The following is a 23,994-nucleotide window of genomic DNA, read 5'->3' as shown; positions in this document are numbered from 1 at the left end:
TTAATACTAATGATTAAAATCTTGGGTTAGATCTTACATGCGCCGCCAGCGCAACTGTCATCTTCTTTCTCGACGGCAGTGATATCGTCATGACTATCTGAAGCTCCATCACGAGTATTGTGATAGTAAAGTGTCTTCACACCATATTTGTAAGCGGTTAATAAGTCTTTTAACAGTACCTTCATCGGTACGCGGCCACCCTCAAAACGAGTTGGGTCGTAGTTGGTGTTCGCCGAAATAGACTGATCGACGAATTTCTGCATAAGACCAACTAACTGTAAGTAACCATCGTTATTTGGCATTTGCCATAGTAGCTCATAGCTGTACTGGTACTTTTCAAAGTCAGGTACCACTTGCTTTAGCTGACCATCTTTACTGGCTTTAACACTGATTAAGCCACGTGGTGGCTCGATACCGTTAGTCGCGTTTGAGATCTGCGAAGAGGTCTCTGATGGCATTAATGCTGACAGAGTAGAGTTACGTAGACCGTGAGTCTTGATCTCTTCACGCAGTGTTTCCCAGTCTAGGTGCAACGGCTCATCACAGATCTTGTCTAGATCGCGCTTGTAGGTATCAATTGGCAAAATACCTTTAGCGTAAGTTGTCTCGTGGAATGCAGGGCATGCGCCTTGTTCTTGAGCCAGCTTCATCGATGCCTTCAATAGATAGAATTGAATCGCTTCAAATGTCTTGTGGGTAATGCCGTTAGCAGAACCGTCAGAGTAACGCACGCCTTCCTTCGCTAAGTAGTTAGCAAAGTTAATCACACCTATACCAAGCGTACGGCGGTTCATCGATGCTTTCTTAGCAGAGATGATTGGGTAGTCTTGATAATCTAATAAGTTGTCTAGCGCACGCACTGCCAGATCGGCCAATGGCTCTAGCTCTTCAAGTTTCTTAATCGCGCCTAAGTTCAATGCCGACAGCGTACAAAGTGCAATTTCACCATCTGGGTCGTTAATGTTATTTAACGGCTTAGTTGGCAGGGCAATTTCTAAACATAAGTTAGACTGGCGAACTGGTGCAACCTTAGAGTCAAATGGACTGTGGGTATTACAGTGATCAACGTTTTGAATGTAGATCCGGCCAGTAGAGGCACGCTCTTGCATCATCAATGAGAACAACTCAACCGCTTTGATCTGCTTTTTGCGGATGCTAGGGTCGGCCTCATATTTAAGATATAGACGCTCAAACTCTTGTTGATCTTCAAAGAATGCATCGTACATACCAGGCACATCAGATGGGCTGAACAAACTGATCATGCCGCCTTGAATAAGACGTTGATACATTACCTTGTTGATCTGTACGCCGTAGTCCAAGTGACGGATACGGTTATCATCCACACCACGGTTGTTTTTAAGTACTAATAGCGATTCAACCTCTAAGTGCCACATAGGGTAGAAGAGGGTCGCTGCACCACCACGTACGCCACCTTGAGAGCATGACTTAACCGCCGTTTGGAAGTACTTGTAAAATGGTAAGCAACCCGTATGGAATGCTTCACCACCGCGAATAGGGCTACCAAGTGCACGGATACGGCCCGCGTTGACCCCGATACCTGCGCGCTGAGATACGTACTTAACGATTGAAGAAGAGGTCGCGTTAATTGAGTCTAAGCTGTCGCCACATTCAATCAATACACATGAGCTGAATTGGCGTGTAGGCGTACGCACACCGGCCATGATTGGTGTTGGCAGTGAGATCTTGAATGTTGAGGTCGCGTCATAGAAATCTTTTACATACTGAAGACGAGTCTCTTTTGGATACTTGGCAAATAGGCAAGCAGCAACCAAGATATAAAGGAACTGGGCACTTTCGTAGATCTCGTGGCTAACACGGTTTTGAACCAGATACTTACCTTCTAGCTGTTTTACTGCGGCGTAAGAGAAATTCATATCACGCCAGTGATCGATATAGCTATCTAGGGTATCGAGCTCTTCACGGCTATAATCTTCAAGAATATGCGTGTCGTACTTGCCTAGTTCAACCAGCTTAACCACATGATCGTATAGCTTAGGCGGTTCAAATTGACCGAAAGCTTTTTTACGTAAGTGGAAAATAGCTAAGCGCGCAGACAGAAACTGGTAGTCTGGTGACTCTGGTGAGATCAGATCTGCAGCCGCTTTAATGATAGTCTCATGGATGGCTTCTGTTGCAATGCCGTCGAAAAACTGCAGATGAGAGCGCAGCTCTACTTCAGAAACAGAGACATTGTTAAGTCCTTTTGCCGCCCATTCAATAACGCGATGGATCTTTTCGAGATCGATAGTCTCACGTTCGCCACTACGCTTGGTGACTGTCATATTGCTATTCATTAACGATAAACCTTGGTTTTTATATTTATGAAAGTGACCTGTGTAGGCGCACCGTACGTTTCCCTGTAAACAAACAGATTTTAACCGAAAATCGGGGAGTTCCTTTTTGTTGACACAAACGACTAAATAGTGCCTACCTCTATCACTCACACACTATATATGGTGTTTTGAGATTCAATAGCTACAAGATAGTGAGGTTGTTGGTTTTTTGCAAGTGGGAATTTAGGGGACAAGTTGTGGATATCTTGAGGATAATCGAACCTGTTAGTAACGGCTAACCGTTAAAGCTTGTTTTGGTTTGATTTCCTTTTAAAAGGTTAACAATTAAACAAATAAAAATGTTCTGTCAGATCGCCACTTACTTGAGCGATCTAAGCAGACCATTTTGGCGACTTTTCTTATCACGCCTTGAGATTTAATTACTCAAACAAAAAATGCAAGGCTAATAGAGAAGTTACCTTGGCTGAATAACACTGAAAAAGTCAGCTAGATGATCACCCGTTTCGAAGCTAAGATCCGCAGGCCAGCTTGAAATATCGTCATCATGGCTGATATAACCCCAAAGGGCGAGGCCTGAGATCATGTTTGCAGCCTTAGCGGCAACCAGATCGCGTTCAGCGTCACCTAAATAGAGAATATGTTCGGGTAACACGTTCATCTGCTGTGCGGCCAAACGCATCGGGGCCGTGTGGGGTTTAGCATGTAGCGTGGTATCGCCACTGATCACTGTGGGCATTTTGGCCGTTAAGCCCAAACGATTCAGAAGTGGCCGTGAAAACCGTGCAGGCTTATTGGTAACGACCCCATAGGGGATTGAAAGCTGGCTCAAGGTATCGAGTAACCTATCTAAGCCTTGAAACAAATTGCAGTCGTCACCGTTTATCCGTTCATAGTTGTCAAACAGTAATTGTTGAAGCTCGGGAACGCCTTGCTCATCTATCAAAGGTAATGCGGCCTTGATCATGGCAATACTGCCATGGGAGGCACTGGCACGGATCTGATCGAAGGGCACCCGTGGATGGCCGCGAGACTCCAAACTGATATTGAGCGCCTCAACCATGTCTGGTGCGGTATCGGCAAGAGTGCCATCGAGATCGAATAGCACGCCTCTTATACAGAGTGCTTCGGCTTTAGTCATTTTTCACCGTAGCAATCATATAGTTCACATCAAGGCTCTTGGTATAGCGAAAGATATCTGTAATAGGGTTGTAGGTGATCCCCACTGCATCAGTACAGAAAAGTTCTGCATTTTCGGCAAGCTCGATAAGCTCTGATGGTCTAATAAATTTATTATGGTCATGGGTGCCGATAGGCAGCATCTTTAATAGATACTCCGCCCCTAAAACCGTTTCGATGTATGCACGAAGGTTACGGTTAATTGTAGAGAAGAAGACATAACCACCAGGTTTGACCATATCGGCGCAGGCCTGAATAACCGAACTCGGGTTAGGGACATGCTCAAGCATCTCCATACAAGTCACTACATCATAATGACCACGATGTTCGTTGCGATGTGCTTCGGCAGTGTTCTTTATGTAGTTTATCTCTACACCAGTTTCTAAGGCGTGAAGTCTAGCAACATCTAACGGCTCTTCTCCCATATCGAGTCCTGTTACGTGGGCGCCGATTCTTGCCATGCTTTCAGATAAAATACCGCCGCCACAGCCCACATCTAGGACTTGCTTTCCAAAGATGCCTCCAGCTGTTTGGTCTATATAGTTAAGACGCAATGGATTTAAGTTGTGTAGAGGCTTAAATTCGCCCTTAGGATCCCACCAAGTTGCGGCCATCTTTTCAAACTTCGCGATCTCTTGTGGATCAACATTGTTATGTGTTTGCACTTAAATTACCTCACAGTGACAAATCCGTATTTAGCTCAGATTATAATGAATAATGGCAAGAAACAAACAAGTTATGATTTTGTGGGACAAACTGGTGAATTATTGCTCCTATGCCTTGATTTTAATCAAGTGAATTGAGTTTATCTGGTTATTTAAAATGAATCGATATTTGGGTCTAGCGCCATTAAATATCTGTGTTAGAATGCCAAATCACGTTTTCAAGCTTAGCTATTTTAGGAAATAAAAATAGCTCGCTAAATTTCAGGGGATCGAGCAGTTTATGACTGATCTGGCTTCATCTATAACACCAATTAATATTGAAGACGAATTAAAGAATTCATACTTAGATTACGCCATGAGCGTAATCGTTGGTCGCGCACTGCCTGACGTTCGAGACGGCCTTAAGCCTGTACATCGCCGCGTGCTATTCGCGATGAATGAATTGAAGAACGACTGGAACAAGCCTTATAAAAAGTCTGCCCGTGTCGTTGGTGACGTAATCGGTAAATATCACCCACACGGTGATACAGCTGTTTATGACACGATTGTTCGTTTGGCTCAGCCATTTTCCATGCGTTATCCGTTAATCGACGGTCAAGGTAACTTCGGTTCCGTTGATGGCGATGCGGCAGCGGCGATGCGTTATACCGAAATCCGTATGGACAAGTTAGCGCACCAGCTATTGGCTGACTTAGATAAAGAGACGGTTGATTTCGTCCCTAACTACGACGGCACAGAATTTATTCCAGCGGTATTACCGACCCGAATCCCGGCACTGTTAGTCAATGGTTCATCAGGTATTGCGGTTGGTATGGCGACTAACATTCCGCCACACAACTTAAATGAAGTGATTAGTGGCTGTTTAGCACTTATCGAAGACCCTGCACTGTCAATTGAACAGTTGATGGAGCATATCCCTGGTCCAGACTTCCCAACAGCAGCAATTATCAACGGCCGTAAAGGCATCATCGATGCTTATAAGACTGGTCGTGGTCGCGCCGTTATGCGTGCTCGCGCTGAAATTGAGGAAGAGAATGGTCGTGAGCGTATTATCGTTCATGAGATCCCTTATCAAGTAAACAAGGCGCGTCTGATCGAAAAGATCGCCGAGTTGGTAAAAGATAAGAAGATCGAAGGCATTAGCGGTCTACGCGACGAGTCTGATAAAGACGGTATGCGTATCGTTGTCGAGATCAAGCGTGGCGAAGTGGGTGAGGTTGTACTTAATAACCTTTATGCACAAACTCAAATGCAGTGCTCTTTCGGTATTAACATGGTTGCACTGACCAATGGTCAGCCAAAACTGTTTAACCTTAAAGAGATGCTAGAGTGCTTTATCCTTCACCGCCGTGAAGTTGTCACACGTCGTACCGTATTTGAACTGCGTAAGGCCCGTGAAAGAGCACACATTCTAGAAGCATTAGCGGTCGCACTCGCTAACATCGATCCGATCATCGCCTTGATCAAAGCCTCTCCAACTCCTGCTGAAGCAAAAGTTAAGTTGGTTGCACAGGGCTGGGAGCTTGGCCACGTTAAAGGCATGCTTGAGAAAGCTGGCGATGATGCAGCGCGTCCAGAGTGGTTAGAACCAGAGTACGGTATTCGTGATGGTCAGTACTACCTGACTGAGCAGCAAGCTCAAGCGATTCTAGAACTTCGTTTACACCGTCTCACGGGTCTAGAGCATGACAAGATCATTGCTGAGTACGAAGAACTGCTAGAAGTTATCGCAGCATTACTACTTATCTTAAGCAGCCCACAGCGCTTGATGGAAGTGATCAAAGAAGAGCTAGAAGAAGTTCTAACTAACTTTGGTGACGAGCGTCGCACTGTGATCAACGCTAACGAAGTTGATATGAGTCTTGAAGATCTTATTAACGAAGAAGACGTGGTCGTGACATTGTCTCACTTAGGCTACGCTAAGTACCAAGCACTTTCAGATTACCAAGCACAGCGCCGTGGTGGTAAGGGTAAAGCCGCAACTAAGGTGAAAGACGAAGATTTCGTTGAGAAACTATTGGTTGCCAATACCCACGACACCATCTTGTGTTTCTCTGACTTTGGTAAGATGTACTGGTTGAAGGTATATCAATTACCATTGGCGAGCCGTACTGCCCGTGGTCGCCCGATTGTTAACTTACTGCCATTGGCAGAAGGTGAGCGTATTACGGCGATTCTACCTGTACGTGAATATGCTGAAGACAAGTACATCATCATGGCAACGTCTCACGGTACCGTGAAGAAGACGGCCTTGACTGCTTATAGCAACCCTCGTGCAAACGGTATTATTGCGGTTAACCTTAAAGATGGCGATCAGCTAATTGGTGTTGATATTACTGATGGTAATGACGATATCATGCTGTTCTCTAATGAAGGTAAAGTGGTTCGATTTAACGAAAAAGCGCGTAGTTCTGAGACGGGTGAAGTGAAGATCGATCCAGAGACTGGCGAAGAAGTGATTGCTCTGCGTGCCATGGGACGTACTGCAACCGGTGTTCGCGGTATTAAGCTTGAAGACGGCCAAACTGTTGTTTCGCTAATCGTACCTAAGGGTGATGGCGCGATCTTAACTGTAACCGAAAACGGATACGGTAAGCGTACTGAACTGTCTGAGTATCCAGCTAAGAGTCGTGGTACTAAAGGTGTGGTTTCTATCAAGGTTAGCGAGCGTAATGGCGCGGTAGTTGGCGCCGTTCAAGTTGGCAGCAACGATGAAATCATGTTGATCAGCAACAAGGGTACCTTGGTTAGAACACCTGCTGAGGGCGTTTCGACAATCGGTCGTAACACTCAAGGTGTGACCATTATCCGTACTGCTGAAGATGAAAAAGTAGTTGGCCTACAGCGCATCGATGAGATTCAGGCGCCAGAAGTTGAGCTAGATGAAGAGGGTAACCCAATCATCGTCGAAGGCTCTGCTGAAACTGAAGTTCAAGCCGATGCAGTCAACAGCGAAGCCGATAGCACTGAAGCACCAAAAACTGAAGATTAATCATCAAGCTTGATGATTAATTAATATGACTAAAAAGGATGCCATTGGCATCCTTTTTTGTTTTTAGTGACCCATCTTAAATAACGTTGACACTTTTCAAACCTTAGAAGGTGGTCTATTACTGTGATCCGTCTTTAACGTTAATTAATACCGCTCTTATCTGCTTGTTTAAATGCATCACGCCAAAATTCGGCACTTAATTTAGCAATCACTCTGGATTCGCCATTGAGTAACATGGCCATGCCAATATTGAGTTCTGGAGAGTAGGAGACTTCTGCTACATAACCTGCCACCCAACCTGCGTGGTAGATGAGCGGGTGGCCATTAAACTCATAGACTCGCCAGCCTTTACCGTAATATGCACTATCAAGGTAAGGGCGCCAATCTCTGCGCCGCAGTTCTTTAGTGGTCTTTACCCCTGGCGTGGTTAAGTCTTCAATTATATTGGCAGAAATGACCTCAGGGTTTTGCCCTAAATTGGCCATCAGCCATTTTGAAAGATCGTTAATACTTGCATTAACCCCAGCTGCAGGGGCTAGCTGATAATAATTGGGTTTAACTTTTACCTGTTTATATCCGGACTTTGTTTTAACGTGGGGTTCTGCTCGATTACTGGTATTAAGAAAAGCATCGAAGCCAACAGAGGCTGTGCTCATACTTAATGGATAGAAGATCCGCTTTTGTATGAAATTAGCGTAGGTAAAAGATGATTCTTTTTCTATCGCTTCTTGAATAAATGAAAACGCGATATTTTGATAGCCATAACATACACCGGGTTGACAGATAGGGGTCAGTTCATCGAATTTACTGACGATTTTTGTCATATCAACATTAGCGTTGATGAGGTTATCGTAGCTGTTGGGCATTAAGCCAGTGCTATGACCGATAATATGGCCGAGATTGATATCAGCTACATTGCGCTGCTCGGCTAAAGTAAACTCAGGCAAATAGTCTACAATCGGTTGTTGCCAGCTCAGCTTACCTTCTTCAACCAGCATAGAGGCGAGTGTGCCAGCAAAGGTTTTTGAGACCGATGCAAGTCGAAATACAGTATCAGGGTTAACGTTTTGGTTGCCGCCTTTGACTCTTTTGCCGTAGGTGCCCAGTTTTAAAACGTTATCGGCTTCGACAATCACAAAGGCGCCACCGGGAACTTTGCTCATTTTTAATTCGTGGTTAAAGCGGTTTTTGAAAGTATTAGAAAGCGCGGTATATTGCGACTCTGTTGCGTAAAGTTGCTTTAGTGGAAAGAAAGACCCGATAGATAAGGAGCCAGCCAAGAATATAAATTTTAAACGCATGTACAGATCCAATGTGCCGTTAAAACGGTCTGTTTAGTATGTTTTTAAGACTTCCACTACTGAGAATGCTATTTATGTCAGTCGTGTTTGGTAATACGAACTACCCAGTCTAGATCTCGAGTGACGCAATGTATTAAATGCGCTGAAGTACAACATATCGCGACTCACTCTAACCTGAGTGGTATTCTAACCATAACGCTAACAAAAGCAGATACTAAAATTAAAAAATAGTGACCAGCTTAGATCATAACTGATCACGGTTATTCGATATTTTCATGTTAGCTGCCAATGAGTTGGGATATACTGCTGTAAAGAATACTAATACCCTAATATTTCTACTGAATATAATAGAAGGACAATACTGTGAGCGCGATTTTCAACTTCTGTGCAGGCCCAGCCATGTTGCCAACCGCTGTAATGCAAAAGGCTCAGAAAGAACTACTAAACTGGAATGACCAAGGTGTTTCCGTAATGGAAGTGAGTCATCGCAGTAAAGAATTTATCGCGTTAACCGAGCAAGCAGAAACTGACTTACGTCAGTTAATGGATATTCCGAGTAATTACCACGTGTTATTTATGCACGGCGGTGGTCGAGGGCAATTCTCTGCTGTTGTGAATAATTTTCTCGGCAACAACGGTAAGGCCCTTTATTTGGTAGACGGTAGCTGGTCAAAAGCGGCGGCAGAAGAAGCCGAAAAGTTGGCTGGTAAACAAAACATTGATACCTTAGAAATTGTAGAAAATGTAGGCGGCCTGAATCAAGTTAACCTGCCTGATTTAAATCTAATAGACAAAGATTATCGCTATGTACATTACTGCCCAAACGAGACAGTAGATGGTATCGAAATTTTTGAAAGCATAGATGGCCCATGGCCTGTCATTGCCGATATGTCGTCGAATATCTTGTCGCGTAAAATTGATGTTAGTCAGTTCGGGCTAATCTATGCGGGCGCGCAAAAGAATATTGGGCCATCGGGTTTAAGTATTGTCATCGTCCGTGATGATCTGCTGGCATTGCCGACGCTGCCACAATCATCAATTATGGATTACCGATTAGCAGTAGAAAACGATTCTATGTACAACACACCACCAACCTTTGCTTGGTACTTAGCGGCTGAAGTATTTAGCTGGCTGAAGCAGGTAGGGGGTGTTGCCGAAATGGAGAAACTCAATATTGAGAAAGCGAATCGACTCTATCAATGTATCGATGAGCTAGATTTCTACGTGAGTGGTGTGGCTAAAGAAAATCGTAGCCGTATGAATGTAACATTCCAGCTAACTAATTCTGAGCTGGATAGCCAATTCTTGGCAGAGGCTCAAGCGGCTGGTCTTGTTGCGCTTAAAGGCCACCGCAGTGTGGGTGGGATGCGCGCCAGTATCTACAACGCTATGCCATTAGAAGGGGTGGATACCCTAGTTGAGTTTATGAAGGCGTTTGCTGCAAAACATAGCTAATCCCATCACTTCTTTGACGAAAAAGCCGATAATATTTCTATTATCGGCTTTTTAATTGTCATTGCTTTAAAGCTTATTAAGTCGCTGAACCTTAAGAGATCACTTTAGCAATCGACTCTGCTAGGTAATCGACATTACCAGTGCCGATCCCCGCGATACTGATGCGACTCGAATCAACCATATACACGCTGTAATGCTCTTGAAGCTCAGTAACTTGTGCTGGCGTTATCCCAAGGAAGGAGAACATGCCTTTCTGCTCTGCAATAAAATCAAAGTTACCTTGCACACCTTTTTCTTTTAATTTGCTCACTAGCATGGCGCGGTTGCCATTAATACGCTCACGCATCACCTTAAGCTCATCTAACCATTCCTGCTTTAGCTCTTCTGAACCAAGTATGGTTTCAACAATGGCGGCACCGTGTGCCGGTGGCATTGAGTAGATACAACGTACTACATATAACAGCACAGAGAAGGCGATATCTGCACGTGTCGCATCCCTACCAATAATCGTGCAGGCACCGATGCGCTCGCGATATAAGCCGAAATTTTTCGAACATGAGCTGCAAAGGATCATGTTCTCTACCATTGACGCCATCTTACGTACGCCGTAGGCATCTTCATCTACGCCGTCCCCAAACCCTTGATAAGCCATATCGATGAGCGGGGTAAAGCCTTTATCGACAGTGAGACCGATAATCTCATCCCATTGCGCTGGAGATAAGTCGGCACCGCTTGGATTATGGCAACATGCGTGTAGCAGCACGACATCGTCCGAGCTCACATGCGATAGCGCTGCTTTCATCTCATCAAACTTTATTGATTTGGTTTCGTAGTCGTAATAAGGATAGGTTTTTACGGTTATGCCAGCAGCTTCAAATAATCCGGTGTGATTGGCCCAAGTTGGATCGCTAACCCAGAGGACTGCATTTGGGTTACAACGCTTGATAAAGTCCGCCGCAACCCTTAATGCTCCGGTGCCACCTGGCGTTGAAACCGTTCGAACGCGATTGGCGATAATGGCAGGGTGATCCGCGCCAAAAGCGAGTTCTGACATTAAGCGATTAAAGTCAGCCGAACCGGTTGGGCCTATGTAAACTTTGGTTGACTCTGTATCTAATCGGAACTTCTCGGCTTTTTTCACACAAGTAAGAATAGGCGTGTGCCCAGCTTCATCTTTATAGACGCCAACGCCTAAATCGACTTTTTGAGGGTGAGTGTCTTCACGGTATTTAGTCAGCAAACCTAATATGGGATCGGCTGGCATAGCGGTCAATTTGTTGAACATTTCAGAGTTTACCTTTTCTATGAGCGGCACGTTTAAAGCCGTTTATCGTTATAGCGTTAGAGTAACGTAAAAAAGGCAATAGTGAACAGCACTCAAGGATTTTTTGATTATGAATTATTTTGGAAAATAATCATTCCACTTGGGTTAACCACCGAAGTTAACCGCCTATATTGGCGCGCGAAACTGCTAATTTTTACTACTTGAGTAGAATTTAACTATTAAAGGGGGATTTTACTAAAAAAACGGTTGAATCCTTCGCTGCAATGAGTAATTTTATAGCTACGAAGTTCAAACAAACGCATAGAAGACTGTCATTTTGTCGTGGTGACCGCATAAAGTCCGCTAGCATGAACATCTACTGTTAACCCGCAGGCGAGTTTGACACCTGCAGCAATAATAAGAAGTATGCAATGAATCAATTACGTTTAGAGCCGATCAAAAAAGTATCAGGAACCATTAATATTCCAGGTTCAAAAAGCATTTCAAATCGTGCTTTATTATTGGCGACCCTCGCAAGAGGGACCACGACACTCACCAACTTACTCGACTCCGATGATATCCGATACATGTTGGCATCGCTGAAGCAGTTAGGCGTTAGCTATCGCCTGTCAGATAACAACGCGGTTTGTGAATTAGAGGGCATAGGCGGTCCTTTAGATGCCGCAGAACCACAGACACTATTTTTGGGCAATGCTGGAACAGCAATGCGCCCCTTATGTGCGGCGCTAACATTAGGCCGAGGCGAGTTTACATTGACCGGTGAGCCCCGCATGGAAGAGCGCCCGATCGGTGATTTGGTCGATGCATTACGTCAACTCGGAGCCGAAGTGACGTACTTAAAAAATGATGGTTTTCCACCACTCAATATTACCTCGACTGGGCTTAATGGGGGGGATGTTGAAATAGCGGGCGACCTATCGAGCCAATTTCTAACGGCGTTGCTCATGGTTGCGCCTTTAGCCAAGGGCGATGTCAACATTAAAATTAAGGGGGAGTTAGTCTCTAAGCCTTACATAGATATTACGATCGCCCTAATGGCGCAGTTTGGCGTTGAAGTTCAAAATAATGATTATGCCTCGTTTGTGATTAAAGCCGGCCAGAGTTACGTGTCGCCGGGTAAAGTGTTAGTTGAAGGGGATGCTTCATCGGCATCGTACTTCCTCGCTGCGGGTGCCATTCAAGGCGGCGAAGTCAAAGTCACTGGTGTAGGTAAGCTCAGTATTCAAGGCGATGTAAAGTTTGCTGATGTACTGGAAAAGATGGGTGCAGAGATAGAGTGGGGTGATGATTATATTATCTCACGCGGCGCGAAACTTAATGCCGTCGATTTGGATATGAACCATATTCCCGATGCGGCCATGACGATTGCCACTACGGCGCTATTTGCATCGGGCACCACCCATATTCGCAATATCTATAACTGGCGCATTAAAGAAACTGATCGCCTAGCTGCCATGGCAACAGAACTTCGAAAAGTGGGGGCGATTGTCGATGAAGGCCATGATTACATCAGTGTCACCCCACCAGCAAAGTTGACTACTGCAGCCATAGATACCTATAACGACCATCGTATGGCGATGTGTTTTTCTATGTTGGCGTTCGCAGATTGCGGGATCACCATCAACGAACCTGAGTGCACCTCCAAAACATTCCCCGATTATTTCAATCAATTTAATGCGCTTGCTAATTAAGCCATTACCTAAACAAGCCGGGTTAAGCTTCGGGTGTTGTTTGCATAAACCTGAAGCTTAACTGAACCAAGTTCCCGAATATTTGAAGTTTTTGCCGCTTTCTTAAGTTACATGGTTTATAATGCGCGCGCTCATTTTTCGGTTATATCAAGGAAGATGGAATTTCTTGTGGAGGATTTTATGTCAGAAAGGGCGCCTGTTGTCACTGTTGACGGCCCGAGCGGTGCGGGAAAAGGTACTATTAGTCAGTTACTTGCCAAGCGATTAGGCTACAAGTTACTCGATAGTGGTGCGATCTACCGTGTATTAGCGTTAGCGGCTATTCATCACAATGTAGAACTAGATAATGAAGAAGCGCTAACCTTACTAGCAGCACATTTGGATGTGCAGTTTGTAACTGGTAATGAAAGTAAAGGTATTAAAGTTGTATTAGAGGGCGAGGATGTATCGACAACGATACGTAGCCAAGAGTGTTCTAATGCGGCATCGAAAGTAGCGGCATTTCCACGGGTTAGGGAAGCGTTACTGCGTCGTCAGCGTGCATTTGCAGAAGCCCCAGGCTTGATCGCCGATGGTCGTGATATGGGCACGGTTGTATTTCCTGCTACGCCAGCCAAATTGTTTTTAACGGCAACGGCGGAAGAAAGGGCTCAAAGACGCTATAATCAGTTGCAGGACAAGGGCTTCGATGTTAATATCGATCAGCTTTTGTCAGAGATAAAAGAGCGTGACGACCGCGATATGAATCGTAGTGTCGCCCCTTTGGTGCCTGCCGAAGATGCTCTGGTTATCGATACGACGAACATAAACATTGAAGATGTGTTGGACATGGCGCTAACGCATATTCACCAAAAGCTCCAAGTTCCGGCGTAAGCAGGAACTTAACTATTCGTCACACGGATGAGACGAATTATTAATCTGACTCCACGTCCAGGATGGTCCGTGGTTTATAAAGAAAGTAACTTAAACATGACTGAATCTTTTGCTGATCTATTTGAACAATCCCTTAATGAACTTGAGTTCCGTCCTGGTTCTATCGTACGTGGTGTAGTTGTAGCCATCGAAAACGGTATGGTACTAGTTGACGCTGGTCTTAAGTCTGAAAGCCCAATCCCAGCTGAACAGTTCAAGAACGCTCAAGGCGCTCTAGAAATCGCAGTTGGCGATGAAGTTGACGTAGCTCTTGACTCTGTAGAAGATGGTTTCGGTGAAACTCAACTTTCTCGTGAGAAAGCTAAGCGTCACGAAGCTTGGATCGTTCTAGAAAAAGCGTACGAAGATGCTGAAACTGTAATCGGTATCATCAATGGTAAGGTTAAAGGCGGTTTCACTGTTGAATTAAACGGTATCCGTGCATTCCTACCAGGTTCTCTAGTTGACGTTCGCCCAGTTCGCGACACAGCTCACCTAGAAAACAAAGAATTAGAATTCAAAGTTATCAAGCTTGACCAGAAGCGCAACAACGTTGTTGTTTCTCGTCGTGCAGTTATCGAATCTGAAAGCAGCGCAGAGCGTGATGCTCTTCTTGAGAACCTTCAAGAAGGTCAATCAGTTAAGGGTATCGTTAAGAACCTTACTGACTACGGTGCATTCGTTGATCTTGGTGGTGTTGACGGTCTTCTACATATCACTGATATGGCTTGGAAGCGTGTTAAGCACCCATCTGAAATCGTTAATGTTGGTGACGAAATCAACGTTAAAGTTCTTAAGTATGACCGTGAGCGTACACGCGTATCACTAGGTCTTAAGCAACTTGGCGAAGATCCATGGTTAGAAATCAGCAAGCGCTACCCAGAAAACACTAAGTTAACTGGTCGCGTAACTAACCTAACTGACTACGGTTGTTTCGTTGAAATCGAAGAAGGCGTTGAAGGTCTTGTTCACGTTTCTGAAATGGATTGGACTAACAAGAACATCCACCCATCTAAGGTTGTTAACCTAGGTGATGAAGTTGAAGTTCTAGTTCTAGACATCGATGAAGAGCGTCGTCGTATCTCTCTAGGTCTTAAGCAATGTAAGACTAACCCATGGGATGATTTCGCAGAGCGTTTCAACAAGGGCGACAAGGTTTCTGGTAAGATCAAGTCAATCACTGACTTCGGTATCTTCATCGGTCTTGACGGCGGCATCGACGGTCTAGTTCACCTTTCTGACATTTCTTGGAACGGTACTGGCGAAGACGCAGTTGCTGAATACAAGAAAGGCGACGAAATCCACGCTGTAGTTCTTTCTGTTGACCCAGAGCGTGAGCGCATCAGCTTAGGCGTTAAGCAAACTGAAGACGATCCATTCAATGCATACCTTGCTGACAAGAAGAAAGGTGTTGTAGTTTCTGGTGTTGTTACAGCAGTTGACGCAAAAGGTGTTACAATTGAACTAGCTGAGACTGTTGAAGGTTACCTTCGCGTTTCAGATATCTCTCGTGAGCGCATCGAAGATGCATCTACAGTTTACTCTGTAGGTGACAAAGTAGAATCTAAGTTCATGGGTGTTGATCGTAAGAACCGCACCATCAGCCTATCTATCCGTGCTAAGGATGAAGCTGAAGAGAAAGAAGCAATGGCTAGCTTGAACAAGCAAGATGACGTTGCTATGAGCAGCGCAATGGCTGAAGCGTTCAAAGCAGCTCGTAAATAATCGCCTTGAAGTTCAGGGGTGCTTGCACCCCTAAAAGGTGACTGTGTTTGGCTTGATAATAGAGGGTATAGGATGACTAAATCCGAACTGATCGAAAAACTTGCCACTAGGCAGTCGCAGCTGTCTGCGAAAGAAGTGGAAGCCGCTATCAAAGAGATGTTGGAGCAAATGGCCGAGACATTGGAATCAGGTGATCGTATTGAGATCCGTGGTTTTGGTAGTTTCTCACTTCATTATCGTGCACCACGCACTGGCCGTAATCCAAAGACTGGTACTTCAGTTGAATTGGAAGGTAAGTACGTACCGCACTTTAAGCCAGGCAAAGAACTGCGCGAACGTGTTGATGCTATTAACGCGTAATTTACATTGTATTAAAAGCCTCCATTAGGAGGCTTTTTTATACCTAAAACTTAGGTATCACTAGCTAGTTAACTCTTTTTCTTAGATAATTAAAGCTCACATACGCGTTCATGGAGCAAAACGTGAAGTCATTTATCATTGCTTTTCTAGTCGCTGCGTTTTTTTTCTTAGCGCTTATCTTCGGTGCCCGTAACGAGCAGGTCGTGACGATTAGTTACTTCGTTGCACAAGGTGAGTTTAGGCTGCCCGTTGTCTTAGCATTTGTTTTCTTAGCGGGTTTTTTAGTGAGTTGGATATTTGCCATGTACCATATCGCAGGACTTAAGCTGTCTTTGCGCCGTGCGAATAAGAAACTTGCTGTCTATGAAGATAAACAAATGGCACAAGAACAGTCAAAATCAATGACAGTAAAAAGCACTGAAAAAGAAGTAGACGCGTAATATGTTAGAAATCCTGTTTCTGCTTCTTCCTATAGCAGCCGGTTACGGTTGGTATATGGGTCGCAGAAGTGTCAGACAAAAACAGACAAATCAGCGCAAACAGCTAAGTAGAGACTACTTCACTGGGCTGAATTTTCTATTGTCTAACGAGTCTGATAAAGCCGTCGACCTGTTTATCAGTATGCTTGACGTCGATGATGATACAATCGACACACACCTCTCATTAGGCTCACTGTTTCGTAAGCGCGGCGAAGTCGACCGTTCAATTCGCATTCACCAAAACTTAATTGCAAGACCTAGCCTCACCACAGAGCAAAGAGATATCGCTATGATGGAACTAGGCAAAGATTATCTCGCAGCTGGTTTTTATGACCGCGCTGAAGAGATCTTCATTAACTTGGTTAACCAAGAAGATCACAGTGAAGAAGCTGAGACTCAGCTGATCGCCATCTATCAAGTGACTAAAGAGTGGCAGAAAGCCATAGACATCATTAAAAAGCTCAAACGCAAGCGCCAGCAGGAACTCAAGCACGATAGCGCCCATTTTTATTGTGAATTGGCGAACGAAGCCCAAGATGATGCGATGAAATTGAAAAATCTGCAGTCAGCGATTAAACAAGACAATCAGTGTGGCCGTGCATTATTAACGCTCGCAGAGCTGTACTTAAAGCAAGAAGAGTTTAAAGCCTGTAAGCAAGCAATTGAGAAATTGCTAAATACTGATCTAGATCTACTGCCCGATGCCTTAGCCATCGCGAAAGAAGCGTACCTATTAACCAACGATAGCGTCGGGTATCAAGAGTTACTGAGAGAGGCGATCGAAAAGGGCGCCGGTGCGAGTATCGCCATCACGCTTGCTCAACATATGATAGAGCAAGGTCACCCTAAAGATGCAGAAAAGCTAATTATGGAAGGTCTTATCAGACATCCAACCATGAAAAGTTTCCAGCATTTGATGAAGATTCATCTACAGCAAGCTGAAGAGGGACAGGCAAAGAAAAGTTTGTCTATGCTAGAACAGCTTGTAGAGCAGCAGATAAAATACCGTCCCGGTTATCGCTGCCGAGAATGTGGCTTCCCTTCACACAGATTATATTGGCATTGCCCCTCCTGTAAACATTGGGGCAGCATCAAAAGGATTAGAGGACTCGATGGAGAGTAACCGTTCGTACCTCTGATTTATCAACAAAAAAACTGTAAAACCTACACCGCAAAGCGATTGGAGAAAGAATGACTGACAAGCCTATTTTAGTTGCCCTAGACTATGATAATAAAAATGATGCTTTGCAGCTTATTGATCAATTAGATCCAGATATGTGTCGATTGAAAGTCGGCAAAGAGATGTTCACTCTGTTTGGCCCGCAGTTGGTAACAGATATTCATAGCCGAGGATTTGACCTTTTCCTCGATCTGAAATTCCACGATATTCCCAACACTGTTGCTAAAGCCGTTACAGCAGCAGCTGAACTCGGAGTATGGATGACCAATATCCATGCCTCTGGCGGACTGGCGATGATGGAAGCGGCTAAGCGCGCACTTGAACCCTATGGTGACCAAGCGCCATTGCTTATTGCCGTAACTGTACTGACATCAATGAGCGATGACGAGCTTAAACTGCTTGGTATCAATGTACCGGCATCGGAACATGTTCTTCGTTTAGCCGCTCTGACAAAACAAGCAGGTTTAGATGGGGTAGTATGTTCGGCGCAAGAGTCTACGCTTCTCAAAACCAAGTTTGGCCAAGACTTTAAATTAATCACACCTGGTATTCGTCCTGTTGGCAGCGACAAAGGTGACCAACATCGTGTGATGACGCCTCCTGAAGCATTGGCAGCAGGTTCTGATTACCTGGTGATTGGCCGTCCTATTACTAAAGCGGCCGATCCGTTAAAAGCACTGCAGGCGATCCACCAAACGATTGCTTAATTGGGCCCTGCCTAGTAGGTTATATTGGAACTTGGCATTTATTGCCTTAAAATATGACTATAGGGAGAGTTACAATGTTTAGCTACCAAGGAAAGAACGTTGTCGTTGTTGGTGGCACTAGCGGGATTAATCTTGCTATTGCCGTTCGCTTCTCTCAAGCTGGCGCCAATGTTGCGGTAGCCAGTCGTAGTGCCGATAAGGTCGATGCAGCTGTCTCACAGTTAAAGCATGCAAATCCTAAAGGGAAGCATTTAGGTGTTTGTTTTGATGTCAGAGATCTTGAGGCATTATCACAAGGTTTTGCCGTAATAGGTGATGCTATGGGACAGATTGATGTCTTAGTCAGTGGCGCGGCCGGAAACTTTCCTGCACCCGCCGAAAAGCTCTCTGAAAACGGTTTTAAATCGGTAATGGATATCGATCTGTTAGGCAGCTTCCAAGTGCTTAAGCAAGCGTACCCACTCATGAAGGAGCATGGTGGGGCGATTATACAGATCTCGGCGCCGCAAGCCTTTGTTCCAATGCCTATGCAAGTGCATGTTTGTGCTGCTAAAGCGGGTGTCGACATGTTGACTAAAACACTGGCGATAGAGTGGGGAACTAAAGGGATTCGCATTAACTCTATTGTGCCCGGCCCCATTGCAGGAACGGAAGGTTTTAATCGGTTAGCGCCGTCTGAAGAGCTACAGGCTCACGTTGCACAAGGTGTACCTTTGAAGCGTAACGGCAGTTGTGAGGATATAGCTAATGCCGCACTGTTTTTAGCCTCAGATATGGCTTCATATATTACAGGTACGGTATTACCAGTAGATGGTGGCTGGTCACTTGGCGGTGCAGGCTCTGCAATTGCCGAGATTGGGCAATTATCAAGACGCAGTTAAGTTGAGAATTAAAGTAAAAGTTAACTAGAGATATAGGATATGGCAAACCCATTTCAAGAGCAGCTTCTCAAAGCTGGTTTAGTAAGTAAGCAGAAAGTACGCGATACTAAAACGCAAAAGCGTCGCGATAGAAAAGCTAAGGTCGATGACGGCTCAGAGGCGCTTAAGCAAGAGATCGCCGCCAAGAAACAAGCACAGGCAGACAAAGACAAGCAATTAAACGAGCAACGCTTTGCTGAGGCTTCAGAAAAAGGTTTGGTTCGTGGTCTAGTTACTGAATTCAAGAAGCTTGCGATCTCTACACCGAAAGATGCAGAGATTAAGTTTAACTTCACTTTTGAAAATAAAATTTATTCACTATACGTGGATGAAAAAATGCAGAGTCAGCTGTTAAATGGCCATCTAGGCATTATCAGACATGAAGAGAATAGCTATTTGGTTCCCCATAAGTTAGTAGAACGAGTTAACTTACTCGTTCCAGCTTGGGTAGGCTATCTTTGGTCTCAAGAAGACAATAGTGATGTTGTTGAGGAAGATGATCCATATGCAGATTATGTCATTCCAGACGATCTAATGTGGTAATTGTTATTTTCTCTGCTAAAGCAGTGAAGTCATGAAGTATTAAAGCCGTAATGAATCGTCGTTACGGCTTTTTTTATATCGGTTATTACCAGAAGAGTGAAGCCATCTTCCTATCTGATACACCACTGGGCTTCTACACCTCAGAATTTCAAATTACCAGTCTTAATATCTTTGCTATCACTAAAAAATAACTTTCTTCACCTCGCTGCAATTAAAGTGACTACTAATTTAAAAATTTAATTTGTTAGCTTTCGCTCTTATTTACTTTTCTTACTATTGTGTATTTTTATTTTAATTAAGTAACCGCTAAATAAAATCCTATTAATTTCACTATTCATCTCGGTATTTGAATCGCACATAAATTCTTTAGACTCGAGTTTAATAATCAAGAGCTTATTTGGTTTTGATTATTGGGAGGAGTGTCAGCTGAGTTCAAGTTTCGCTTCTCACACTCACTCCAATCGAGGCTGTTTTCAAGGAGCAGTAAGGTTGGAAAGTCGTCTGATAAAAAAGGATTTTTTATGAGTTTAAGCAATAGAGTTACTGCCTATTATGGCGAGAACACAAGTGTGTTGAATGAGTTCGAAATAGAAGAAATTAACAACCCATCTTCTAAAGATCCGCTCATTAATGCCGCAATCGTGACCGATCTTCAGAAGTTAGTTTTAGATATCTATGCTAGAGATGAAGAGCATAGGTTAATTTTAAAGGAAAGTACTTTCTCTAAAGTTAATGTGCGTCGTTCGGCAATAAATTCGGATCATTTGTGGCTGATATCTAAGCAGGGTAATTTAGTCGCTTATCTTTCAGGTAGTCACATTTATAATGTCTTTAAAGCATGTATGGTGGCTGTTGAGGTCGATAATAAAGGTGAACTGTTTTCGCAATTATATGCACGCCAGATCATACGCGGGGTTCTCTCTTACTGGAATAGTGCGAATAACTTGGGTAAGCCTATGCCTTTTATTACTAGGACATTAAACCCTATCGTTGCACAAACGGTTTATAGTTTGGGAACGAATATGTATCCATGCCTTGATGGATTACCGATTAATGACCGAGTGAGGGATCGGCATCGCGCGTTCGAGAAAGTCATCAACGAGTCAATTGGAGATGATGGCATATTAGTTAACTCTTTTATGAAGCACAGTGATTATAAATTAAGGCCAACTAAAGGTAAGTCTAAGAGGTCAAAGATCTACTCCTTTTGCCGAAGCTTAGGCGAAACGGACGGCGCGGTGCTTACCGGTGAGTTGGTGTTTGGAGACGATTTTATTCATCATTTGCAGGAGAAGATCTCAGGCGATCACATATCTATGAGAGATCTTGGTTTAGTCAATCTCCTTAGAGACTTGGCGCAACTGCAAGCCCTAAGCATGTCTGATACTCATAGCTTCGGAGGCTGTTAATTATGATTTGTAATGATAATCGCGTGGCTAAACTCGGGTTAAAGGCTAAGTCGTTTAGCGATCACGTTTTACGGTCTACGGCTGGTCAGGTCGTTTGCTATGATTCGCTACAGGCAAAATCTACTTATGGTGCCAATACCATTGCCGCAGAAAGAGAAATTACTGGTGCGTTTAAGGTATTGCCTGTTGAGGGAGAGGAGGGGCGATACGCTGATGAGCTTAATATCAGTACTATTGTAAGGCTCGCTGGCGAGTATCAGATTGCTCTTTATCCTATAAGCAGTGGCAACAACTGGGGTTATGGATCAGCTAATCCAGTGGATGACGCAGAACCTTGTTTTATCTTGGATTTATCTCGCCTTAAGCGAATAGAGATTAACGCGGAACAGGGGATTGTACGACTCCAGCCCGGTGTGACACAACAAGAACTGCGGGATAGGTTAGATAGTGATAATTTGCGATTGATGGTTCCGGTTACCGGTGCCGGCCCGACTTGCAGCTTGGTTGGTAACGCTATCGAGCGCGGCTATGGCATCACCCCACACACAGATCATTTTGCTGCTGTAACCAGCTTAACTGCTGTACTTGCGGATGGTTCCGTGTATCGCTCCGCTGTTCACTCTTTAGATCAATCATCTGAGAAAACCGTAGACAGTTCTTATAAGTGGGGACTGGGTCCTTACCTTGATGGACTCTTTTCTCAAAGTAACTTGGGAATAGTGACTGATATGACCATTAGCTTGGCTCCCTTGCCAGAGTGCGTCGAATCTTTTTACTTTTTTTGTCATGAGGACAAAGCCCTTGAGCCTTTAGCGAGTCTAGTGAGGGAGATCTTAAAAGATTTTCCAGGCGTTATCGGTTCGATTAACCTGTTAGATTGTAGGCGGATGTTATCTATGGTCGTTCAGCCCTCTAACGATAATGATATGAATGATTTAGAGTATGTTGAACGGTTACAAGCTTCCCATAAGGTTTACAAATGGACATGTATTGGAAGCCTTTATGGAAATCATGAAGTGGTTCAAGTAGCAAAACGACAGATCAAAAAACGCATTAATAAGACGAGATGCGTTAATCGTACTTTATTCATTAGTGCGAAAAGGTTGCAACTGGCTACTAAAGTTTTCGATCTTTTACCTCCGCAACTATTTAGTGGTTTGCGAAAGCAGGTTGCCGCCTTGCAAAAGAGTACGTTGATAATGCGGGGGATCCCAAGTGAAGTCGCTTTACCCTTAGCCTACTGGCGTAATGACCAAACGCCCACTTCGGCCACAGCTCTCAATCCTGCACGTGATAATTGTGGTTTGCTTTGGTATGCGCCCTTAATACCCGTATCAAACTCGAAAATAAGGGAATTTGTGGACATGGTGAGAACTGTCTGCCCTAAATATGGCATAGAGCCACTGATCACCATGACGGCACTGAGGCACGATTGCATCGACAGTACTATCCCACTACTGTTTAATCGCAGCGATGCTAAAGCGGTTAAAAGTGCCAGACGTTGCCTCGATGAGCTGTTCATCCGAGGTTGTGAGCGAGGCTTTGTTCCTTACCGTCTCAATATCGAGCAGCAGCGGCGATTTTTGTCTGCAGACGATCCCCATTGGGCGTTAGTGAATAAAATCAAACAAACTATCGATCCAAAAAATATTATTGCACCTAAACGCTATAATCCATAAGGAGTCAAGTTTGGGTCTTTTGGCAGTGACGCAGCCAAAAGACCCATCTGTTAAATGCCTGTATTATCGAGTAACTTAAGGGGCTATCAAATTAGAGTGTTTAAGGTTGCGAACTCTATTGAGGATAAAAGGCATATTCAAGACCAGACTGAATAAGGAAATTAGCGTTTGAAGAGAGTCGTAATTTTTGGAAACTCAGGTTCCGGTAAATCCACATTAGCAAGACAGTTGGCCGAGGCTTATGGGCTTGCGCACCTTGACTTAGATTTAATCGCTTGGTTACCTCAAACACCTCCCGAGCGAACCCCCTTACAACAAGCCTCTCTGGAGATTGCTCGTTTTATTGATAACAATAATGCTTGGGTCATCGAAGGTTGTTATTCTGATCTGCTGAAGATGGTCATGTCCAAAGCGAGTGAGATTATCTTCTTAAACTTACCGATAGACGCTTGTGTCACTAATGCTCGAAATCGTCCTTGGGAGCCCCATAAGTATGCGTCTAAAGCTGAGCAAGATAACAACTTGTCCATGCTAGTTGACTGGATTATGCAATACGAAAGTAGGCGAGATACCTTTTCATTGGCGGCCCATCAAGCCCTATTTGACGAGTTTGATGGTAAAAAAACCATGCTTTGCAGTAATGAGTCCAGATAAATACTTGTTTACGGAAAATAGGGCTAACAGTAAAATGCGCCAACATTTTCAGCCCTCCTCATCAACGTTTGGTTTGACGAGTATATAAGGTGAGTCTAATCGGTGATGAACCCGATATTTATCAGTATCTCTTTGCTTGTATGTAGTAACATTTTTATGACCTTTGCTTGGTATGCCCATTTAAAGGAACTCAATAATAAGCCTTGGATTATCGCTGCATTAATTAGCTGGGGCATCGCACTTTTTGAATACCTATTACAAGTCCCCGCCAATAGAATAGGCTATACAGAACTCAATGTTGGTCAGTTAAAGATCCTCCAAGAAGTGATCACCTTGATGGTGTTCGTACCATTTTCAGTTTTCTATCTAAGGGAGCCGCTCAAGCTTGATTACCTCTGGGCGGGACTGTGCTTAGTCGGCGCGGTGTATTTTGCTTTTAGAAGTAAGTTTGCCTAACGGTCGCCAATATTTGCAATACGCTTCAGTTTAAGCGGAAGGTATTGCTCAATTAAAATGCCACGTTTATAGCGTGGCATTTTTGTACCT

21 protein-coding genes are annotated in these 23,994 nt (G+C 44.1%); 16 read left to right on the top strand and 5 right to left on the bottom strand.

Translation table 11 applies throughout. From position 1 onward, the window contains the following. Positions 1–26: 26 nt before the first annotated feature. The 3 genes from nrdA to ubiG form a co-directional block, all read right to left on the bottom strand. Entirely contained in the window at positions 27–2,315 is a 2,289-nt protein-coding gene (gene nrdA, locus L1D44_RS13135; protein WP_239891279.1) for a class 1a ribonucleoside-diphosphate reductase subunit alpha, read from the bottom strand. A gap of 454 nt (positions 2,316–2,769) precedes the next feature. Beyond that, positions 2,770–3,453: an HAD-IA family hydrolase gene (locus L1D44_RS13130; protein WP_239891277.1), complete on the bottom strand. Its 684-nt coding sequence runs from the start codon at positions 3,451–3,453 to the stop codon at positions 2,770–2,772. Next, positions 3,446–4,156 (bottom strand): bifunctional 2-polyprenyl-6-hydroxyphenol methylase/3-demethylubiquinol 3-O-methyltransferase UbiG, encoded by a 711-nt coding sequence (ubiG, locus tag L1D44_RS13125; RefSeq protein ID WP_239891276.1) that lies wholly within the window; start codon positions 4,154–4,156, stop codon positions 3,446–3,448. The genes L1D44_RS13130 and ubiG overlap by 8 nt, the downstream gene beginning before the upstream one ends. A 280-nt stretch (positions 4,157–4,436) precedes the next feature. Here ubiG and gyrA point away from each other — a divergent pair, with 280 nt between their 5' ends. After that, on the top strand, positions 4,437–7,148 hold the full coding sequence (gene gyrA / locus L1D44_RS13120) for a DNA gyrase subunit A (protein WP_239891274.1): 2,712 nt from the start codon (positions 4,437–4,439) through the stop codon (positions 7,146–7,148). A 140-nt stretch (positions 7,149–7,288) separates the two neighbouring features. Here gyrA and L1D44_RS13115 read toward each other — a convergent pair whose 3' ends face one another. Beyond that, positions 7,289–8,449 (bottom strand): serine hydrolase domain-containing protein, encoded by a 1,161-nt coding sequence (locus L1D44_RS13115; protein ID WP_239891273.1) that lies wholly within the window; start codon positions 8,447–8,449, stop codon positions 7,289–7,291. Between the two features lie 363 nt (positions 8,450–8,812). On the opposite strand from L1D44_RS13115, the gene serC reads away from it, so the two are divergent. Next, positions 8,813–9,904 (top strand): 3-phosphoserine/phosphohydroxythreonine transaminase, encoded by a 1,092-nt coding sequence (gene serC / locus L1D44_RS13110; RefSeq protein ID WP_239891271.1) that lies wholly within the window; start codon positions 8,813–8,815, stop codon positions 9,902–9,904. Between the two features lie 91 nt (positions 9,905–9,995). Here the strand turns inward: serC and L1D44_RS13105 are convergent, their stop codons facing one another. Beyond that, positions 9,996–11,189, bottom strand: coding sequence for an amino acid aminotransferase (locus L1D44_RS13105; protein ID WP_239891269.1), 1,194 nt, complete (start codon positions 11,187–11,189; stop codon positions 9,996–9,998). A gap of 410 nt (positions 11,190–11,599) precedes the next feature. On the opposite strand from L1D44_RS13105, the gene aroA reads away from it, so the two are divergent. The 14 genes from aroA (at position 11,600) to L1D44_RS13035 (ending at position 23,904) form a co-directional block, all read left to right on the top strand. Continuing rightward, positions 11,600–12,880 carry a 3-phosphoshikimate 1-carboxyvinyltransferase gene (aroA, locus tag L1D44_RS13100; protein WP_239891267.1) on the top strand — a complete coding sequence of 427 codons (1,281 nt, stop codon included), beginning with the start codon at positions 11,600–11,602 and terminating at the stop codon, positions 12,878–12,880. Positions 12,881–13,060: 180 nt separating this feature from the next. Next, complete coding sequence (gene cmk, locus L1D44_RS13095) at positions 13,061–13,753, top strand: (d)CMP kinase (protein ID WP_220770177.1); 693 nt, start codon at positions 13,061–13,063, stop codon at positions 13,751–13,753. A 96-nt stretch (positions 13,754–13,849) separates the two neighbouring features. Next, positions 13,850–15,517, top strand: coding sequence for a 30S ribosomal protein S1 (rpsA, locus tag L1D44_RS13090; protein ID WP_220770176.1), 1,668 nt, complete (start codon positions 13,850–13,852; stop codon positions 15,515–15,517). Positions 15,518–15,589: 72 nt separating this feature from the next. Next, positions 15,590–15,877 carry an integration host factor subunit beta gene (ihfB, locus tag L1D44_RS13085; RefSeq protein ID WP_202722230.1) on the top strand — a complete coding sequence of 96 codons (288 nt, stop codon included), beginning with the start codon at positions 15,590–15,592 and terminating at the stop codon, positions 15,875–15,877. Positions 15,878–15,999: 122 nt separating this feature from the next. Next, complete coding sequence (locus L1D44_RS13080) at positions 16,000–16,317, top strand: lipopolysaccharide assembly protein LapA domain-containing protein (RefSeq protein WP_239891265.1); 318 nt, start codon at positions 16,000–16,002, stop codon at positions 16,315–16,317. A gap of 1 nt (position 16,318) precedes the next feature. Beyond that, entirely contained in the window at positions 16,319–17,479 is a 1,161-nt protein-coding gene (lapB, locus tag L1D44_RS13075) for a lipopolysaccharide assembly protein LapB (RefSeq protein WP_239891263.1), read from the top strand. A gap of 68 nt (positions 17,480–17,547) precedes the next feature. Then, positions 17,548–18,243, top strand: a complete 696-nt coding sequence (pyrF, locus tag L1D44_RS13070) for an orotidine-5'-phosphate decarboxylase (RefSeq protein WP_239891261.1) — start codon at positions 17,548–17,550, stop codon at positions 18,241–18,243. A 59-nt stretch (positions 18,244–18,302) separates the two neighbouring features. Then, on the top strand, positions 18,303–19,124 hold the full coding sequence (locus L1D44_RS13065; protein ID WP_239891348.1) for an SDR family oxidoreductase: 822 nt from the start codon (positions 18,303–18,305) through the stop codon (positions 19,122–19,124). Positions 19,125–19,163: 39 nt separating this feature from the next. Continuing rightward, positions 19,164–19,706, top strand: coding sequence for a DUF2058 domain-containing protein (locus tag L1D44_RS13060; RefSeq protein WP_239891259.1), 543 nt, complete (start codon positions 19,164–19,166; stop codon positions 19,704–19,706). A 50-nt stretch (positions 19,707–19,756) separates the two neighbouring features. Continuing rightward, a complete protein-coding gene (locus tag L1D44_RS13055; protein ID WP_239891257.1) occupies positions 19,757–19,897 on the top strand; it encodes a hypothetical protein in 141 nt (46 codons plus the stop codon). 330 nt (positions 19,898–20,227) lie between these two features. After that, a complete protein-coding gene (locus tag L1D44_RS13050) occupies positions 20,228–21,115 on the top strand; it encodes a hypothetical protein (protein WP_239891255.1) in 888 nt (295 codons plus the stop codon). A gap of 2 nt (positions 21,116–21,117) precedes the next feature. Continuing rightward, complete coding sequence (locus tag L1D44_RS13045; protein ID WP_239891253.1) at positions 21,118–22,794, top strand: FAD-binding oxidoreductase; 1,677 nt, start codon at positions 21,118–21,120, stop codon at positions 22,792–22,794. 168 nt (positions 22,795–22,962) lie between these two features. Beyond that, positions 22,963–23,448 (top strand): AAA family ATPase, encoded by a 486-nt coding sequence (locus L1D44_RS13040; RefSeq protein WP_239891251.1) that lies wholly within the window; start codon positions 22,963–22,965, stop codon positions 23,446–23,448. A gap of 105 nt (positions 23,449–23,553) precedes the next feature. After that, entirely contained in the window at positions 23,554–23,904 is a 351-nt protein-coding gene (locus L1D44_RS13035) for a DMT family protein (RefSeq protein ID WP_202722221.1), read from the top strand. The last annotated feature ends 90 nt before the right edge of the window (positions 23,905–23,994 follow it).

Source organism: Shewanella sp. Isolate13 (assembly GCF_022398325.1).
Lineage (GTDB): Bacteria > Pseudomonadota > Gammaproteobacteria > Enterobacterales > Shewanellaceae > Shewanella.
This window is presented reverse-complemented; position numbering and strand designations above follow the sequence as displayed.

Bases quoted from the DNA above. Each gene is read 5' to 3' on its own strand.
- L1D44_RS13050 (WP_239891255.1), top strand. From the start codon at position 20,228: ATGAGTTTAAGCAATAGAGTTACTGCCTATTATGGCGAGAACACAAGT.
- L1D44_RS13055 (WP_239891257.1), top strand. From the start codon at position 19,757: ATGAATCGTCGTTACGGCTTTTTTTATATCGGTTATTACCAGAAGAGT.
- L1D44_RS13060 (WP_239891259.1), top strand. From the start codon at position 19,164: ATGGCAAACCCATTTCAAGAGCAGCTTCTCAAAGCTGGTTTAGTAAGT.
- L1D44_RS13035 (WP_202722221.1), top strand. From the start codon at position 23,554: ATGAACCCGATATTTATCAGTATCTCTTTGCTTGTATGTAGTAACATT.
- lapB (WP_239891263.1), top strand. From the start codon at position 16,319: ATGTTAGAAATCCTGTTTCTGCTTCTTCCTATAGCAGCCGGTTACGGT.
- L1D44_RS13045 (WP_239891253.1), top strand. From the start codon at position 21,118: ATGATTTGTAATGATAATCGCGTGGCTAAACTCGGGTTAAAGGCTAAG.
- cmk (WP_220770177.1), top strand. From the start codon at position 13,061: ATGTCAGAAAGGGCGCCTGTTGTCACTGTTGACGGCCCGAGCGGTGCG.
- aroA (WP_239891267.1), top strand. From the start codon at position 11,600: ATGAATCAATTACGTTTAGAGCCGATCAAAAAAGTATCAGGAACCATT.
- nrdA (WP_239891279.1), bottom strand. From the start codon at position 2,315: ATGAATAGCAATATGACAGTCACCAAGCGTAGTGGCGAACGTGAGACT.
- rpsA (WP_220770176.1), top strand. From the start codon at position 13,850: ATGACTGAATCTTTTGCTGATCTATTTGAACAATCCCTTAATGAACTT.
- L1D44_RS13130 (WP_239891277.1), bottom strand. From the start codon at position 3,453: ATGACTAAAGCCGAAGCACTCTGTATAAGAGGCGTGCTATTCGATCTC.
- L1D44_RS13115 (WP_239891273.1), bottom strand. From the start codon at position 8,449: ATGCGTTTAAAATTTATATTCTTGGCTGGCTCCTTATCTATCGGGTCT.
- L1D44_RS13105 (WP_239891269.1), bottom strand. From the start codon at position 11,189: ATGTTCAACAAATTGACCGCTATGCCAGCCGATCCCATATTAGGTTTG.
- pyrF (WP_239891261.1), top strand. From the start codon at position 17,548: ATGACTGACAAGCCTATTTTAGTTGCCCTAGACTATGATAATAAAAAT.
- gyrA (WP_239891274.1), top strand. From the start codon at position 4,437: ATGACTGATCTGGCTTCATCTATAACACCAATTAATATTGAAGACGAA.
- ihfB (WP_202722230.1), top strand. From the start codon at position 15,590: ATGACTAAATCCGAACTGATCGAAAAACTTGCCACTAGGCAGTCGCAG.